Raw genomic sequence first — 14,700 nt, 5'->3', positions numbered from 1 at the left:
TGGCTTGGGTCTGGACAGTTTTGCGCTTCAGTTGCTCAACGGGCTGAGCTACGCCACCACCTTGTTCTTGATGGCCTCGGGGCTGACGCTGATCTTTGGCGTCACCCGCATCGTGAACTTCGCGCACGGCAGCTTCTTCATGCTGGGCGCGCTGGTGTCGGCCTATGCGGTGAGCCGCTGGTGGCCTGCCTTGGGCGATTCTGCGCTGGGTTACGCCGGGGCCATGCTGCTGGGGGCCGCAGTGGCGGCGCTGGTCGGTGCGCTGGCCGAATTCACCTTGCTGCGCCGCATGCGCCAGGCCCCTGAGCTGTACCAATTGGTGGCCACCTTTGGCCTGACCTTGGCGCTGCACGACGCGATGCGCTGGTTTTTCGGGCCTGACGAAGTTTTTGCCCCGCGCTTTCCGGGCCTCAAGGGGGCGGTGGCTTTGGGCGAGGCGTATTTCCCGACCTGGCAACTTTTCACGCTGGCGCTGGGGCCCCTGGTCTGGTGGGGTCTCCATCTGCTGCTGACCCGCACACTGTGGGGCAAGCAGGTCAAAGCGGCCACACAAGACAAAGACATGCTCGATGCCTTGGGCGTGAGCCCTGCGCCCCTGATGTTGGGCGTGGTCATGCTCGGTTGTGCGCTGGCGGGGCTGGCCGGCGCTTTGCAGCTGCCGCGTGAGCCTGCCAATTTGCAGATGGACGTGAGCGTGGTGGTTGAGACCTTTGTGGTCGTGGTCACGGGCGGCCTGGGCAGCGTGGGCGGGGCCTTTGCGGCGGCGGTGCTGATTGGCGTGATCCACGCGCTGGGTGTGGCCTGGGTGCCGCAAGCCACGCTGGTGCTGGTGTTTGTGACCATGGCCGTGGTGCTGGTTTGGCGGCCGCAAGGCCTGGGTGGCGCGGCTGTGGCAGCCACGCAGCGCGAGGCGGTGCCTGTTTTTTCAGTCGCCCCGCAAGGCTGGGCCCGCTGGTTTGTGCCGTTGATGGTGGCGGGCGTGCTGTGGTGGGCTTTGGGGCAGGGCGACTACAGCCGCAGCCTGACGGAAGACCTGCTGGTCATGCTGCTGCTGGGTTTGAGTTTGCAAGTGATGATGGCGCTGGGGGGGCTGGTGAGCTTTGGCCATGCGGCCTTTTTTGCGCTGGGCGCTTATGGCGCGGCGCTGGTGCATTTGCAGTGGGGCTGGATGTTGCTGCCCGCGCTGGCCGCTGGCATGGCTTTGGCGGTTGCGGTGGCGGCGGTGTTTGGGCTTGTGCTGGTGCGCATGAGCGGGGTGTACCTGGCCATGTTGTCGCTGGCGCTGGCGCAAGTCATTTGGGCTGGGGCCAGCCAGTGGGTGGGCCTGACGGGCGGGGACAACGGCTTGATTGGGCTGACCCTCATCGCCCCCGAATCCCGTGCGGTGTTTGACGCCGTGCTCTTGGCGGGCGTGCTGGCGGCAGTGGGCATGCTGGGCCGCTGGAGCGTGTCCAGCCGGGGCGCGGCTTTGCAGGCCTTGCGCGATGCGCCGCTCAGGGCGGCGGCCAGTGGCTTGCCGGTCAACCGTCTGCGGTATCAGGTGTTTGTGCTCAGCGCGGCTTTGGCCGGGTTGGCCGGTGGCTTGTGGGCCGCCATCAAGGGGGCGGTGTTCCCGTCGGTGGCCAGCGTGGGCACCTCGGTCGATGCGCTGCTGGTGATCTTGCTTGGCGGCGTGCACCAGCTGTGGGGTGCGCTGGTGGGCAGCGCCTTGCTGGTGTGGGGCGGGGCCGAATTGGGCCAAGGTCTTGAATACTGGCGTGGCGTGTTGGGCCTGGTGATCATGGCGGTCATGGTGCTCTCGCCCAACGGCGTGCTGGGCGGTTTGCAGTCTTGGTGGCTGGCCCGCCGGAGGCCTGCATGAGCCTCATCGTTCAAGACCTGCTGCGCCATTACGGCGGCGTCAAAGCGCTCGACGGCGTGAGCTTTGAGGTGCTGCCTGGCCAGTGCGTGGCCTTGATCGGGCCCAACGGCGCGGGCAAGTCCACCTGCTTTGCTTGCTTGGCAGGGCAGCAAACGCCCGGCAGTGGCCACGTGGTCTGGCGTGGTCAGGACGTGACCGGCCTGCCACCTGCCCAGCGTCAGGCGCAGGGCATGGCCCGCACCTTTCAGGTGGCGCAAACCTTTGAAGCGCTCACCGTGCAGCAAAACTTGCAGCTGGTTCTGTCACGCGAGCGCCTGTCGTGGTGGGACCGCTTGGCGGGCCGTCATGCGGCGCAGGCCCTGCAGGCTTTGGCCCAAGTGGGCTTGGGCGATCAAGCCCAAGCCGTGGTGGCCGATTTGCCCTACGGTGCCAAAAAGCGGCTGGAGTTGGCCATGGCGCTGGCGGGTCTGTCAGAGACGGGGGAGCGCATTTTGTTGCTCGACGAACCCGCTGCCGGACTGGCCCCCGCCGAGCGCGCCGCCATGATGGCGCTGGTGCGTCAGGTGGCCAGCGGCGGCGTCACGGTGCTGTATACCGAACACAATATGGACGCCGTTTTTGGCGTGGCTGACCGGGTGCTGGTGCTCATGCAAGGGCGGCTGGTGGCCGATGGCACGCCCGAGGCGGTGGCGCAAGACCCGCAGGTGCGCGAGCGTTACCTGGGGCTTGATTTCGACATGTCTCTGGGTATGCATTCCGACATGAAAGGGGCACGCGATGCTCACGGTTGAAGGCCTGAACGCCTGGTGGGGCCACGCGCAGGCGCTGTTTGACGTCAGCCTGCAAGTGGGCGAGGGCGAACTCGTGGTGCTGCAAGGGCTCAACGGCGCAGGCAAATCCACCTTGCTGCAATCGCTCATCGGCATCGGTCCGCGCGTGCAGGGCCGCATCGTTTGGGACGGGCAGGCCATTCAGGCCTGGCCTGCCCACCGCCGTGCGCGTGCCGGGCTGGGCTTTGTGGCGGAAGACCGGCGGTTGTTCACCAGCCTGTCGGTGCAAGACAATTTGTGGATCGCCGCGCAAACCGAGGGGCAGGGCAGCCTCGCAGCGCGCTTGCAGCGGGTGCTGGCTTTGTTCCCGCAGCTCGAACCCATGTTGCAACGCCCCGCCAGTCAGATGAGTGGCGGCGAGCAGCAAATGCTGGCCCTGGCCCGCACCCTGATGACCGGCCCCCGCTTGTTGCTGCTGGACGAGCCGTGCGAGGGCATTGCCCCGGTGCTGGTGGCGGCCATGCGCGATGCGCTGCTGCAGTTGGCCCAAGAGGGCGTGACCATGCTGGTGGCCGAGCAAAACAACATCCTGGCCGATCGGGCGGACCGTGTGCTGGTGCTGGCCAGTGGGCGGCTGGGCCTGCTGCCTTGAACCCGGCCATCACTTACACTGAGCCATACCCCGAGCGGACACAAGCCGCCAGAGACAACACATGATCATCACCAGCCTGCTCGACACCGACCTGTACAAATTCACCATGATGCAGGTCGTGCTGCACCAGTTTCCCGGGGCGCAGGTCGAATACAAGTTCAAGTGCCGCAACCCCGGCGTGGCGTTGGCCCCGTTTGTCAACGAGATCCGTCAGGAAATCCGTTCGCTGTGCAGTCTGAACTTCAAGGAGTCCGAGCTGCAGTACCTGCGCTCGCTGCGCTTCATCAAGAGCGACTTTGTGGACTTTCTGGGCCTGTTCAAGCTCAACGAAAAATACATCCAGGTCACGGCGCTGCCCAGCGGCGAGATTGACATCACGATCCAGGGCCCTTGGCTGCACACCATCCTGTTTGAAATTCCGGTGCTGGCCATCGTCAACGAGGTCTACTTCCGCAACACGAAAAAGGTGCCCGACCTGATGGAAGGCCGCCGCCGGGTGGACCAAAAAATCGCCCAGTTGCAAGTGCCAGGCCTTGAAACCCTCAAGATCGCCGACTACGGCACACGCCGCCGCTTTTCGCGGGCCTGGCACGAAGAGGTATTGCGTGTGTTGTCAGCGCGCTTGGGCACAGGGCCTGAAGGGCAGTTTGCGGGCACCAGCAACGTGTATTACGCCTACTTGTTGGGCTTGACGCCTCTGGGCACCATGGCGCACGAGTATTTGCAAGCGGCACAGGCGCTGGGTCCGCGCTTGCGGGACAGCCAGATTTTTGCCTTTGAATCGTGGGCGAAAGAGTACCGGGGTGACCTGGGCATTGCGCTGTCCGATGTGTATGGCTTCAACGCTTTCCTGCGCGACTTTGACCTGTATTTTTGCAAGCTCTTCGATGGGGCGCGCCACGACAGCGGCGACCCGTTCAGCTGGGGTGAGCGCATGATCGGCCACTACCAGCACAACCGGGTGGACCCGAAAACAAAGACCCTGATTTTCAGCGACAGCCTGACGATCCCGCGCACCATCGAGCTGTACCAGCAGTTCCGTGGGCGCTGTCAGCTGGCCTTTGGCGTGGGCACCAACCTGACCAATGATTTGGGTTACGAGCCTTTGCAGATCGTCATCAAGATGACCCGCTGCAACGGTCAGCCTGTCGCCAAGTTGTCGGATACACCGGGCAAAGGGATGTGCGATGACGAAAAATACTTGGCGTACCTGAAACAGGTGTTTGAAATCGAACAAACGGCTTGAACGGCGTGAATGGCATGAGTTATCTGAAGATTGTGCTGGTGGCAGTGCTGGCCTGGGCGGTCAACACCGTTGCGCCAGTGTTGCTGGAACGCATCGCCTATTTGGGCGGCACCGAAGCCGCCATTGCCCAGACGCTGTGGTGTCTGAGTTTGTTTCTGGGCTTTGGCTGGGCTTGTAGCAAGGCGGCTGAAGGCACGGTGTTTCCAAGCTTCACCTTGCAGTTGCTGGTGGGCATCGTGTTGCACGATGCCTTGGCGCCGCTGTCGGCGCAATTGACGCTGGCGGTGGTGGTGTGCACCGCCCTTGCGGCCATCATCCTCAAAGCGGGTGGTGATGAGGTGGACCGGCAGGAATTCCTGAAAATCGCCTACCCCACGCTGATGATCGCCGTGGTGGGTTATCTGGCGACCTTCTTCGTGACGTATGCCTTGCTGCTGGCCTTGGGCCTTCAGGGCAATACAGCAGCGCTGTTGGCCGCCATCATGGGCTCGACCGATCCAGCCGCCTTGATCCCGACGCTCAAGCAGCTGACCATTCAGGCCCAGTACCGCCGTGTGTCGGACATGGCCGTGGCCGAGAGCGCGCTGAACGATGCGGTGGGCGCGATTTTCACGTCCGCGATCGCGGCGATGGTGATCGGCGGCGCCCAACTGGACAGTGTTCAGGGACTGGCCGGTGGCCTTTTCAGCAGCGCCAATCTGACACTGTTGGGTGAGCAGTTCCTGTGGGGCACAGTGGCTGGGCTGGTGGGCTGGGCCTGCATGTTCGCCTTTGAGCGCTACAAGCGCGCGCACCACGCCACGGGCGCAGACGAGCCGGTGTATGACTTTGCGATCGCGCTGGCGGGGCCGCTGGTCACCTTCATGTTCGCACAGCTGATCCACGGCAACGGCTTTTTGGCAGCGTTCATCGCCGGGCTGCTGGGCAATTTCAACCGGGGCTCCCAGGCTTTCCATGCGCTGATCCACAGCATGGAAACCAAAATCGAAAGCGTGGCCAAACCCACCATTTTCATGATGGTGGGCCCCTTTGTGGCCTTGCCTGATCTGGCCAACACGGCGGGTTTGGGGCTGGGTGTGGCCTTGCTGTTCATGCTGGTGGCGCGACCTGTGGCGGTGTTGTTGTCTTTGCTGCCTACCGGTATTTCGATGAAAGAAAAACTATTTTTGTGCGCCGTGCGCGAGACCGGTGTGATCCCGGTGGTGCTGGCCGTGATGACGGTGGCGCAATTGCCGCAGATGACCCAGCTCATGCCTTTGACGGCTTGGGTGGTCATTTGGACACTTACCCTGTTGCCTGCGCTGACCCCTTGGTGGGCGAGCAAGCTGAATATTCTGGAATGAAACTGTGAGATGGACCCTATGAAACCCAAGATCTTGGTGGCCTGCCCGATATTCGATGACGTGCTGGCCCAACTGCGCGAACACTTTGAGGTGACGGACAACCAGGCCGATGCGTCCTGGACGCCCGAGGTGTGGGCCGAGCGTTTGCAGCCCTTTGTGGGCGCGTTGACGACCGGAGCCAACCCAGTCAATGCCCAGGTGCTGGCCCGAAATCCGCAACTGCGCATCGTGGCCAACATGGCCGTGGGCTACAACAACTTTGATGTGCCCGCCATGACCGCTGCCGGTGTGGTGGCCACCAACACGCCCGATGTGCTGACCGAGACCACCGCTGACTTTGGTTTTGCGCTGCTCATGGCCACTGCCCGCCGCATGGCCGAGAGCGAGCATTTCCTGCGGGCGGGTTTGTGGAAAAGCTGGCGCTACGACATGTTCGCCGGGGCCGAGGTGCATGGCTCGACGCTGGGCATCATCGGCATGGGCCGCATCGGGCAGGGCATTGCGCATCGCGGCGCACATGGCTTTGGCATGGATGTGATTTACCACAACCGCTCGCGGCTGAGTGCCGAGCTGGAGGCCGAGTGCAAGGCCTCTTATGTCTCCAAAGAAGAACTTCTGAAGAAGGCCGACCATGTGATGCTGGTCGTGCCCTACAGCGCCGAGTCGCACCACACCATTGGCGCGGCAGAGCTGGCGCAAATGAAGCCCACGGCCACCTTGGTCAACATCGCACGCGGCGGCATTGTGGATGACGCGGCCTTGGCCAAAGCACTGGCGGCCAAGCAAATCGCAGCGGCGGGCATCGATGTGTTCGAGGGCGAGCCCTCGGTGCACCCTGACTTGCTCAAGGTGCCCAATGTGGTGCTGACACCGCACATCGCCAGCGCCACCATCCAGACGCGCCGGGCCATGGCTCAGTTGGCGGCCGACAACCTGATCGGATTTCTCACCCAAGGCCAAGCGGTGACGCCGCTCAACAACGTGACCGGACGCCATGCATGAATGAGAGCTGGCTGATGATCGCCTTGGTGGGGCTGAACCTGGCGCTGCTGGTGTGGCTTTTGTTGCGAAAGCCTGCGCAGCAAGACGACAGCCCCGAACGCCAAGCCCGCCAGGCCGAGCACGCCACTTGGCAGCAGCAACAGTTTGAGGGCCTGCAAACCCAGAACGTCCGCCTGGAGCGCGAGCTGCGCACCGAGATCAGCCAGTCGGGTGTGCAGGGGCGCCAAGAGGCCATGCAGACGCTGACCCTGTTCCAGCAGTCGCTGCTGCAGCAAAGCGCCGAGGCCACCCGCACGCAAAACCAGCAGATCGATGCGCTGGCCCAGCAGCTGGCCTTGCTGCAAAAAAGCCTGACCGACAGCTTGGCCCAGCAGGTCAATGCGCTGTCGGAGGCCAATGCCCGGCGCCTGACCGAGATGCGCGGCACCATGGAGACCCAGCTGGCCCAGCTTCAGCAAAGCAATGCGGCCAAGCTCGACGAGATGCGCCAGACCGTGGACGAAAAACTCCAAGCCACCTTGCAAGCCCGTTTGGGCGAGAGCTTCAAACAAGTGGCCGACCGCCTGGAGCAGGTGCACAAAGGTCTGGGCGAAATGCACACACTGGCCCAAGGCGTGGGCGACCTCAAACACCTGCTGACCAACGTCAAGACGCGGGGCATGTTTGGCGAGGCGCAATTGGCCTCGCTGCTCGAGCAAGTGTTGACCCCTGAACAATACGCGGTGCAGGTGGCCACGCGCCCCGGCGACAAGAACCGTGTGGACTTTGCGATCCGCCTGCCGGGTCGCTCGGACAGTGGCCAGCCCGTGTGGCTGCCGATCGATGCGAAGTTCCCGAACGAAGACTATGAGCGTTTGCTCGAAGCACAAGGGCGTGCCGATCCGGTGCAAGCCGAGTTGTGCGCCAAGGCCCTTGAAGCCCGGATCAAGCTCGAAGCCAAATCGATCGCCGACAAATACTTGGAGCCACCACACACCACCGATTTTGCGGTGATGTTCCTGCCCACCGAAGGGCTCTATGCCGAGGTGCTGCGTCGCCCGGGTCTGATGGAAACTTTGCAGCGTGACCATCGCGTGACCCTGGCCGGGCCGACCAACTTGATGGCCATGCTCAACGCTTTGCAAATGGGCTTTCGCACGCTGGCGCTCGAAAAGCGCTCCAGCGAAGTCTGGCAGGTGCTGGGCGCGGTCAAGACCGAGTTCGGCAAGTTTGGTGATGTGCTCGACAAGGTGCGCAACCAGACCCAGACGGTGCTCAACACCTTGGACCAGGCGCAGACCCGCAGCAATGTGATGAACCGGGCTTTGCGCCAAGTCGATGCCTTGCCCGAGTCCGATGCACAAGCCCTGCTGCCCGGTGGCGATGCCTGATCGGTACAGGGCATGAAGCGCGAACTCTCGCGCCTGATTGCCGGGCAAATTTTCTTGCACGCCTGCATGGCGGGTACCCGCATGGCGGTGCCCTTGTTGGCTTTGCAGCAGGGCTTCAGTGCGATGGCAGTGGGTGCTTTGCTGGCCTTGTTCGCCTTGACCCAGGTGTTTCTGGCTTTGCCGGCAGGGCGCTACGCCGACCGCAAAGGCCTCAAAGCCCCTTTGGCTTTGAGCGTGGCCATCGCTTTCACCGGCGTCAGCCTGTCTGCAATGTGGCCCATCTTTCCCATGTTGTGTGTCAGTGCCTTGGCCTCGGGCGGCGCGACCGGCATGGCTGTGATCGCCTTGCAGCGCCATGTGGGCCGTTTGGCCCATGGACCGGCTGAGCTGAAAAGTGCTTTCAGCTGGTTGTCGATCGGGCCGGCCATTTCCAACTTTTTAGGACCCGTGCTGGCGGGCTTGATGATCGACTTTGCCGGGCCAGCGCGTGCGCACGAGACGGGCTTTCGGGTGGCCTTTCTGCTGATGGCCCTCTTGCCCTTGCTCACCTTGTGGTGTGTGCGTGGCGTGCGTGAAAAGACGTCTCCTTTGCTGGCAGCATCCACAGAAAAAAAGCGTGTGCTCGACTTGTTGCACCAACCCCTGATGCTGCGCTTGTTGGGGGTCAACTGGTTGCTGTCGTCGTGCTGGGATGTGCACACCTTTGTGGTGCCGCTGCTGGGGTATGAGCGGGGCTTGAGCGCGTCGGTGGTGGGCACCATCCTCGGTTCATTTGCTGTGGCGGCGGCGACCATACGGCTGTGCTTGCCTTGGATTTCAAGGCATTTGCACGAATACCAGATCATCACGACCTCGATGGTGTGCACGGCGGTCTTGTTTGGCCTTTACCCCTTCATGCCCACGCCTTGGGCCATGGGTGCGTGCTCGGTCATGCTGGGCTTGGTGCTGGGCGCGGTGCAGCCCATGATCATGAGCACCTTGCACCAGATCACCCCGGCCCACCGGCAGGGCGAAGCCCTGGGCCTGCGCCTCATGAGCATCAACGCCTCCAGCGTGCTGATGCCCATGCTGTTTGGTGCAGCGGGTGCCATTGCCGGTGTGGCTCCCGTGTTTTGGGTGGTGGGCACGGCGGTGGGTTTGGGGGCCAATTCAGCGTTCAAGCTGCGCCCGCGTCATCCGTAAGTTGGCACCTTCAGCGCGTAGAAGTCGCAAATGGCTTTCCAGGCGTCTTCGGGCGTGTCAACGTAGCGGAACAACTTCAGGTCTTCGGCAGAAATAGTGCCTTCCTCGACCAGCACGTCCATGTTGATCAGGCGGGTCCAGTAATCGGTGCCAAACAGCAGGATAGGCACTTGCCGCGCTTTGCGTGTCTGCACCAGGGTCATCACCTCGAACAATTCGTCGAGCGTGCCAAAGCCACCCGGAAAAGCCACCAGCGCTTTGGCACGCATCATGAAATGCATTTTGCGCAGGGCAAAGTAATGGAACTTGAAGCTCAACTCGGGCGTGACATACGGGTTGGGGTGTTGCTCGTGCGGCAGGGCGATGTTGAGCGACACCGACGGTGCGCCTGCTTCCTTGGCGCCACGGTTGGCCGCTTCCATGACGCCGGGACCGCCGCCGGTGCAAATGTAGAGCTTTTCGTCGGGTGGCATGCACGCGCAGGACTGCGCCACCATGCTGGCAAATTGGCGGGCGTTTTCGTAGTGCTGGGCGTTGCGCACTTGGGATTGTGCGTGCGCGACAGCGCTTGGCTGGCCTGACTGCTCAGCGGCGGCAAGCAAAGCTTGAGCGCTCAGCCTGTCGGTGAATCGGGCACTGCCAAACACCACGACCGTGTGTTCTATGCCCGCTTCGATTTGTGCCAGATCGGGCTTGAGCATTTCCAGCTGAAACCGAATGCCACGCGTCTCGCGGCGCAACAGAAATTCCGGGTCGGCAAAAGCCAAGCGCTCGGCTTGCGGCTCCAGCCAGGCGGCATCGTGAAAGTCGGTGTGGGTATCCGCCCAAGCATGGGCGATGGAGGGGGTCTTGATGCTGGGCGTAGAAGGCATGCTGCCATTTTGCATCTGCTGAGTTCTGGCACCCACATGCCCTTGGCGAGATGCCATAAAAAAAGCCCCTTGCGGGGCTTTCTTGTCAGGCCGATCAGAAGATCAGACGCGCTTGCGGTATTCGCCGGTGCGGGTGTCGATTTCGATCTTGTCGCCTTGGGCCACAAACAAAGGCACAGGCACTTCCATGCCGGTGGCGATCTTGGCGGGCTTGAGCACTTTGCCCGATGTGTCGCCTTTGACGGCTGGCTCGGTCCAGGTGATCTCGCGCACCACGCTGGTGGGCAATTCGACCGAGATGGCTTTCTCGTTGTAGAACACGACTTCGAGTTCCATGCCGTCTTCCAGGTAGTTCAAAGCGTCACCCATGTTGGTGGCTTCGACTTCGTACTGGTTGAACTCGGTGTCCATGCAAACGTACATGGGGTCAGCGAAGTAGGAATAGGTGCACTCTTTCTTGTCCAGAATGACTTGGTCCATCTTGTCGTCAGCGCGGAACACGACTTCGGTGCCGAAGTTGGCGATCAAGCTTTTGAGCTTCATGCGCACGGTGGACGAGCCACGGCCGCCACGTTGGTATTCGGTGCGCAGAACGACCATGGGGTCTTTGCCGTGCATGATGACGTTGCCGACGCGGATTTCTTGAGCGGTTTTCATAGGAATTGAGTCTGAAATGAAAAGGGGTGGCTTGAAGCCAAGCCCGTTATTCTAACCTGCAGGGGACAGCTTTTGGGCTGAAGGCGCACGGAGGGGCTCAGTCCCGCGCTGTCAGGCCATGGGCTAAAGCACCCAGCACAATGCCGCCCAATGCCCACAGGATGTCGGTGTTGCCCGTGCCCAAAGCCGCAATGGCCGGGCCGGGGCAAACGCCCGACAAGCCCCAGCCCACGCCAAAAATGGCCGAGCCGATGACCGTTTGGCGGTTCCAGCTGGCAGGCTGGGTGAGGAACTGGCCGCCCAGCAAAGGGCGATTGAACCAACGCGGAAAGCCTTTGTAGGCCAGCATGGCCAAGCCAGCAGCGCCGCCCATGACCAGCATCAGGCCCCAGTCCTGAAAGCGCAAAAAGCCCAAGACCACATCGGGCTGAACCATGGTGGCCAGAGACAGGCCAAAGCCAAACAAGGCCCCGGCGATCAGGGTGACCAGTGCCTTGGGCAGGGTCAGGGTGTGGGGGTTCAGCGGGTTCATGCCAAGCCTTTCGTGAACATTGCCATCAGGTTGGCGGTCAAAAAGGCGGTGGCCATGAAGGTCAGCACCGCGCCCAGCGAAGGCAATTGCAATGAGCCGAGGCCACAAATGCCGTGACCAGACGTGCAGCCATTGCCCAAGCGCGCACCGTATCCCACCAAAAAGCCACCCACCAGCAGCTGCCAAGCGGGCACGCTGGTGTGCTGTGCTTCTCCGCCCGCCAGCGCAAAGCGCCAGACCAGCGCACCCAGCACCACGCCCAAGGCATAGACCAGACGCCAGCTGCGCGAGCTGAGAAAGCGCTCTTGCTGAAAAAACGCCCGTTTGGACACGAAGGACCAACTGCTGGAAAAGACGGAACTCATGCCGCCAACCCAGCCGTTGAACAAATAAAGCAGCGCCACGCCAGCGCCAATCGTCAGGCCGCCCAGCAGGTAATGCTGCCAGCCGAGGGGGAAGAGGGTGTTGATGAGGGTCATGGGGCGGGATTATCGGTGTCGCAGTGTCAGTCTGTGCTGTGGCGGGTCACGGCAACGGGTTCAAACCAAGTTCTTTCAAAAAGACGTTGTGCTTGTCCTTAGCGGCCTTGATGTCCGCTTCAATGCTGACCAACTGCTGGTGCGTGGCCGACAAATCAATCTCAGCGTCTGCCACCGCCGTGCTGATGTAGCGCGAGATGTTGAGGTTGAAGTCGTTCTTCTCAATCTCGGCCATCTCCACGCGGCGTGAATAACGCGCCTCTTCATGGCGGTTCTTGTAGGTGTCAATGATCTTGGCAATGTGCGCTTCGCTCAGTTGGTTCTGGCGCTTGCCTTTGTCAAAGTGATCCGCCGCATTGATGAACAACACATCGTCCGGCTTCTTGCATTTCTTGAGCACCAAGATGCACACCGGAATGCCGGTGGAATAAAACAGGTTTGACGGCAGGCCAATGACGGTGTCGATGTGCCCGTCTTTGAGAAGCTTGGTGCGAATGCGTTCTTCTGCACCGCCACGGAACAAAACGCCGTGCGGCAAGATGATGGCCATCACGCCTTCGTCTTTGAGGAAGTGAAAACCATGCAGCAAAAAGGCAAAGTCTGCCGCCGACTTGGGAGCCAGGCCGTGATTTTTAAAGCGCACATCGTCGGCCATGGCCTCGCTGGCATCCCAGCGCAGACTAAAGGGAGGGTTGGCCACGATGGCGTCGAACGTTGGCTTTTTGGCTGGATTCAGTTCGCGCAGCTTGTCCCATTCATTAGTGAGTGTGTCGCCGTGGAAGATTTCAAACTCAGTGTCCTTCACCCCATGCAGCAGCATGTTCATGCGTGCCAAGTTGTAGGTGGTGATGTTTTTCTCTTGGCCGTAAATACGACCAATCGTGCCGCCAGCCCTCTTCATTCGTTGGCGCACGTTCAGCAGCAGTGATCCCGAGCCACAAGCAAAGTCCATCACGCTTTCTAGCCGTTGCTTGGCTCCCGTTTTGGGCTCTTGGCTATCTAACGTGACGATGGTGGACAAGATGTCTGAAATTTGCTGCGGCGTGTAGAACTCGCCCGCCTTCTTGCCCGAGCCTGCGGCGAACTGGCCAATTAGGTATTCATAGGCATCGCCCAGTGCGTCGATGTCGGTCGAAAAGTCGGCCAAGCCTTCGGCAATTTTTTGAATCACGGTGCACAGCACGGCATTGCGCTCGCTGTAGCCCTTGCCCAATTTGGATGAGCCCAAATCAATCTCGGAGAACAGGCCTGCAAAGGTGCTCTCGAACGATTCGTTTTCGATGTACTTGAAACCAGCTTGCAACATGTTCAGCAGCTCACCGTCTTGCGTGCGGGCCATATTGGCCACGCTGCTCCACAAATGTGCTGGCTGAATGACGTAATGCACCTTGCGGCGCATTTGCTTTTCAAACGCGGGCACGTCGGCGGCGTTGGCGGCATACCAAACCGCCAGCGGCACTTGCTTTGCGTCAGCGTCGACTTTGGGGTAATCACTGCCCAGCTCTTTTTGGGCTGCGGCTTCGTAGTTGTCAGACAGGTAGCGCAAGAAAAGGAACGACAGCATGTAGTCGCGAAAATCGTCTGCGTCCATCGAGCCGCGCAGCTGGTCGGCAATGGCCCACAGCGTCTTGCCCAGTTGTTTTTGGTTTTGTTCGGTCATGGTGTCTTTACAGCAAAGGGGCTTAATGCAGATCGACAGGCGAACCACAGCATTTTTTAAACTTTTTGCCACTCCCGCAGGGACAAGGCTCGTTGCGGCCGACCTTGGTGCTCATGGCCTGGGCAGTCTGGCGTTCAGCTAACGCCTGACGCAGCGGCAACCAATGAGCGTGCATCTGCAGCACGCTGTTTTCAATCTGAGCGGTCAGCTTGGCACGCTGCTCAGGCGTGCGGATCAGATCGTCCCATTCAGGCGGCGCGTCCTCGTCGCCCAGCAACTCAATCGGGTGGTACCACTGCTGGCCCTGCGGGTCGCGCAGCAGCGGCTGCCAGGCGGCTAAGCTCAGTTTGACACCTTCGGTAAAGCCGTGAGCCCATCCTTCTGCATCGTCTTCGTCGCGACCTTTGTATTCAAAAGTTGGCCACATGGGCGCGAAAACAGGTGGGCTTTGCTCCAACCCCCAAATGATGCTGTTGTAGTGCCGCATGATCAGCCCCATCAGGTGGTTCACCTGCTCCAGGCTGTCCATGGGCGGCATCATGCCCCCATCGTCCAGATCCCACACCTTGGGCAGCCACCGGCTGGGCATCACCGTTTCAGGCCCTATGGCGATGGCGTGCAAAAAGCCATCCAGCGTGTCCAGCGTCATGCCTTGGTCGGCGTCCACCTCCAGCAGCAGGCCATCCAGCTCGTCCAGTTCCTCTTCCGACAGAGCCTCCATCATGTTGTGCGGGAGGGCCTTACTGGCCTTTGGCGATGATTTTTTCAGCGCATCTAACTTGGCAAACATCTCGGCCTCGCTGGCCATGGCGCCAGCCTGCGCATTGGCGAAAAAGCGGTGTATGCCGCCTTCGGCCTCAATTTGGGTCAGTGCCGCATCCAGGGCCGCTTGGTCGGAGGCAAAGCGCTCGTCAAACACGGTGGACGTGCCCGTTTCATCCTCAATTTCCAAAATCCAGTCCGGCTCGTCTACGCCCCGGTAAATGTCAATTTCCAGGGTGTGCCCCTCGCCACTGAGCATGCGCGCCAAGGGGGAGTGGATGATTTCGTGAGTATCTTCAGTCATGGGTTTTC

General features: G+C 61.3%; 14 protein-coding genes. 8 read left to right on the top strand and 6 right to left on the bottom strand.

Features of this window, described 5'->3' with window-relative positions:
- The first annotated feature begins 4 nt into the window (after window positions 1-4).
- The 8 genes from B9Z52_RS02405 (at window position 5) to B9Z52_RS02370 (ending at window position 9,426) form a co-directional block, all read left to right on the top strand.
- A complete protein-coding gene (locus B9Z52_RS02405) occupies window positions 5-1,861 on the top strand; it encodes an ABC transporter permease (RefSeq protein WP_108412238.1) in 1,857 nt (618 codons plus the stop codon).
- Window positions 1,858-2,652, top strand: coding sequence for an ABC transporter ATP-binding protein (locus B9Z52_RS02400; RefSeq protein ID WP_108412237.1), 795 nt, complete (start codon window positions 1,858-1,860; stop codon window positions 2,650-2,652). The genes B9Z52_RS02405 and B9Z52_RS02400 overlap by 4 nt, the downstream gene beginning before the upstream one ends.
- Complete coding sequence (locus B9Z52_RS02395) at window positions 2,639-3,283, top strand: ABC transporter ATP-binding protein (protein WP_108412236.1); 645 nt, start codon at window positions 2,639-2,641, stop codon at window positions 3,281-3,283. The genes B9Z52_RS02400 and B9Z52_RS02395 overlap by 14 nt, the downstream gene beginning before the upstream one ends.
- Window positions 3,284-3,344: 61 nt before the next feature.
- Window positions 3,345-4,529: a nicotinate phosphoribosyltransferase gene (pncB, locus tag B9Z52_RS02390; protein ID WP_108412235.1), complete on the top strand. Its 1,185-nt coding sequence runs from the start codon at window positions 3,345-3,347 to the stop codon at window positions 4,527-4,529.
- A 14-nt stretch (window positions 4,530-4,543) separates the two neighbouring features.
- Window positions 4,544-5,872 carry a cation:proton antiporter gene (locus tag B9Z52_RS02385; RefSeq protein ID WP_146182764.1) on the top strand — a complete coding sequence of 443 codons (1,329 nt, stop codon included), beginning with the start codon at window positions 4,544-4,546 and terminating at the stop codon, window positions 5,870-5,872.
- 18 nt (window positions 5,873-5,890) lie between these two features.
- Window positions 5,891-6,874, top strand: coding sequence for a D-glycerate dehydrogenase (locus B9Z52_RS02380; protein ID WP_108412233.1), 984 nt, complete (start codon window positions 5,891-5,893; stop codon window positions 6,872-6,874).
- Window positions 6,871-8,244: a DNA recombination protein RmuC gene (locus tag B9Z52_RS02375; RefSeq protein WP_108412232.1), complete on the top strand. Its 1,374-nt coding sequence runs from the start codon at window positions 6,871-6,873 to the stop codon at window positions 8,242-8,244. The genes B9Z52_RS02380 and B9Z52_RS02375 overlap by 4 nt, the downstream gene beginning before the upstream one ends.
- Window positions 8,245-8,256: 12 nt before the next feature.
- Window positions 8,257-9,426 carry an MFS transporter gene (locus B9Z52_RS02370; protein ID WP_108412231.1) on the top strand — a complete coding sequence of 390 codons (1,170 nt, stop codon included), beginning with the start codon at window positions 8,257-8,259 and terminating at the stop codon, window positions 9,424-9,426.
- Here the strand turns inward: B9Z52_RS02370 and B9Z52_RS02365 are convergent.
- From B9Z52_RS02365 to B9Z52_RS02340, 6 genes are all read right to left on the bottom strand, one after another.
- Window positions 9,417-10,298: a TIGR00730 family Rossman fold protein gene (locus tag B9Z52_RS02365; RefSeq protein ID WP_108412355.1), complete on the bottom strand. Its 882-nt coding sequence runs from the start codon at window positions 10,296-10,298 to the stop codon at window positions 9,417-9,419. The genes B9Z52_RS02370 and B9Z52_RS02365 overlap by 10 nt on opposite strands.
- Before the next feature lie 102 nt (window positions 10,299-10,400).
- Window positions 10,401-10,955, bottom strand: a complete 555-nt coding sequence (efp, locus tag B9Z52_RS02360; RefSeq protein ID WP_108322819.1) for an elongation factor P — start codon at window positions 10,953-10,955, stop codon at window positions 10,401-10,403.
- A 97-nt stretch (window positions 10,956-11,052) separates the two neighbouring features.
- A complete protein-coding gene (locus B9Z52_RS02355; RefSeq protein WP_108412230.1) occupies window positions 11,053-11,487 on the bottom strand; it encodes a DUF6691 family protein in 435 nt (144 codons plus the stop codon).
- Window positions 11,484-11,966 carry a YeeE/YedE family protein gene (locus tag B9Z52_RS02350; protein ID WP_108412229.1) on the bottom strand — a complete coding sequence of 161 codons (483 nt, stop codon included), beginning with the start codon at window positions 11,964-11,966 and terminating at the stop codon, window positions 11,484-11,486. Before B9Z52_RS02350 ends, B9Z52_RS02355 begins: the two co-directional genes overlap by 4 nt.
- A gap of 46 nt (window positions 11,967-12,012) precedes the next feature.
- Window positions 12,013-13,626: a type I restriction-modification system subunit M gene (locus B9Z52_RS02345; protein WP_108412228.1), complete on the bottom strand. Its 1,614-nt coding sequence runs from the start codon at window positions 13,624-13,626 to the stop codon at window positions 12,013-12,015.
- A gap of 22 nt (window positions 13,627-13,648) precedes the next feature.
- Window positions 13,649-14,692, bottom strand: a complete 1,044-nt coding sequence (locus B9Z52_RS02340; RefSeq protein ID WP_108412227.1) for a UPF0149 family protein — start codon at window positions 14,690-14,692, stop codon at window positions 13,649-13,651.
- Between the last annotated feature and the right edge of the window lie 8 nt (window positions 14,693-14,700).

Origin of the sequence: Limnohabitans sp. Jir72 (genome assembly GCF_003063575.1) — a bacterium.
Taxonomy (GTDB): Bacteria; Pseudomonadota; Gammaproteobacteria; order Burkholderiales; family Burkholderiaceae_C; genus Limnohabitans_A.
The sequence above is the reverse complement of the archived record's forward strand: the minus strand, read 5'-3'. Positions and strand labels throughout refer to the sequence as shown.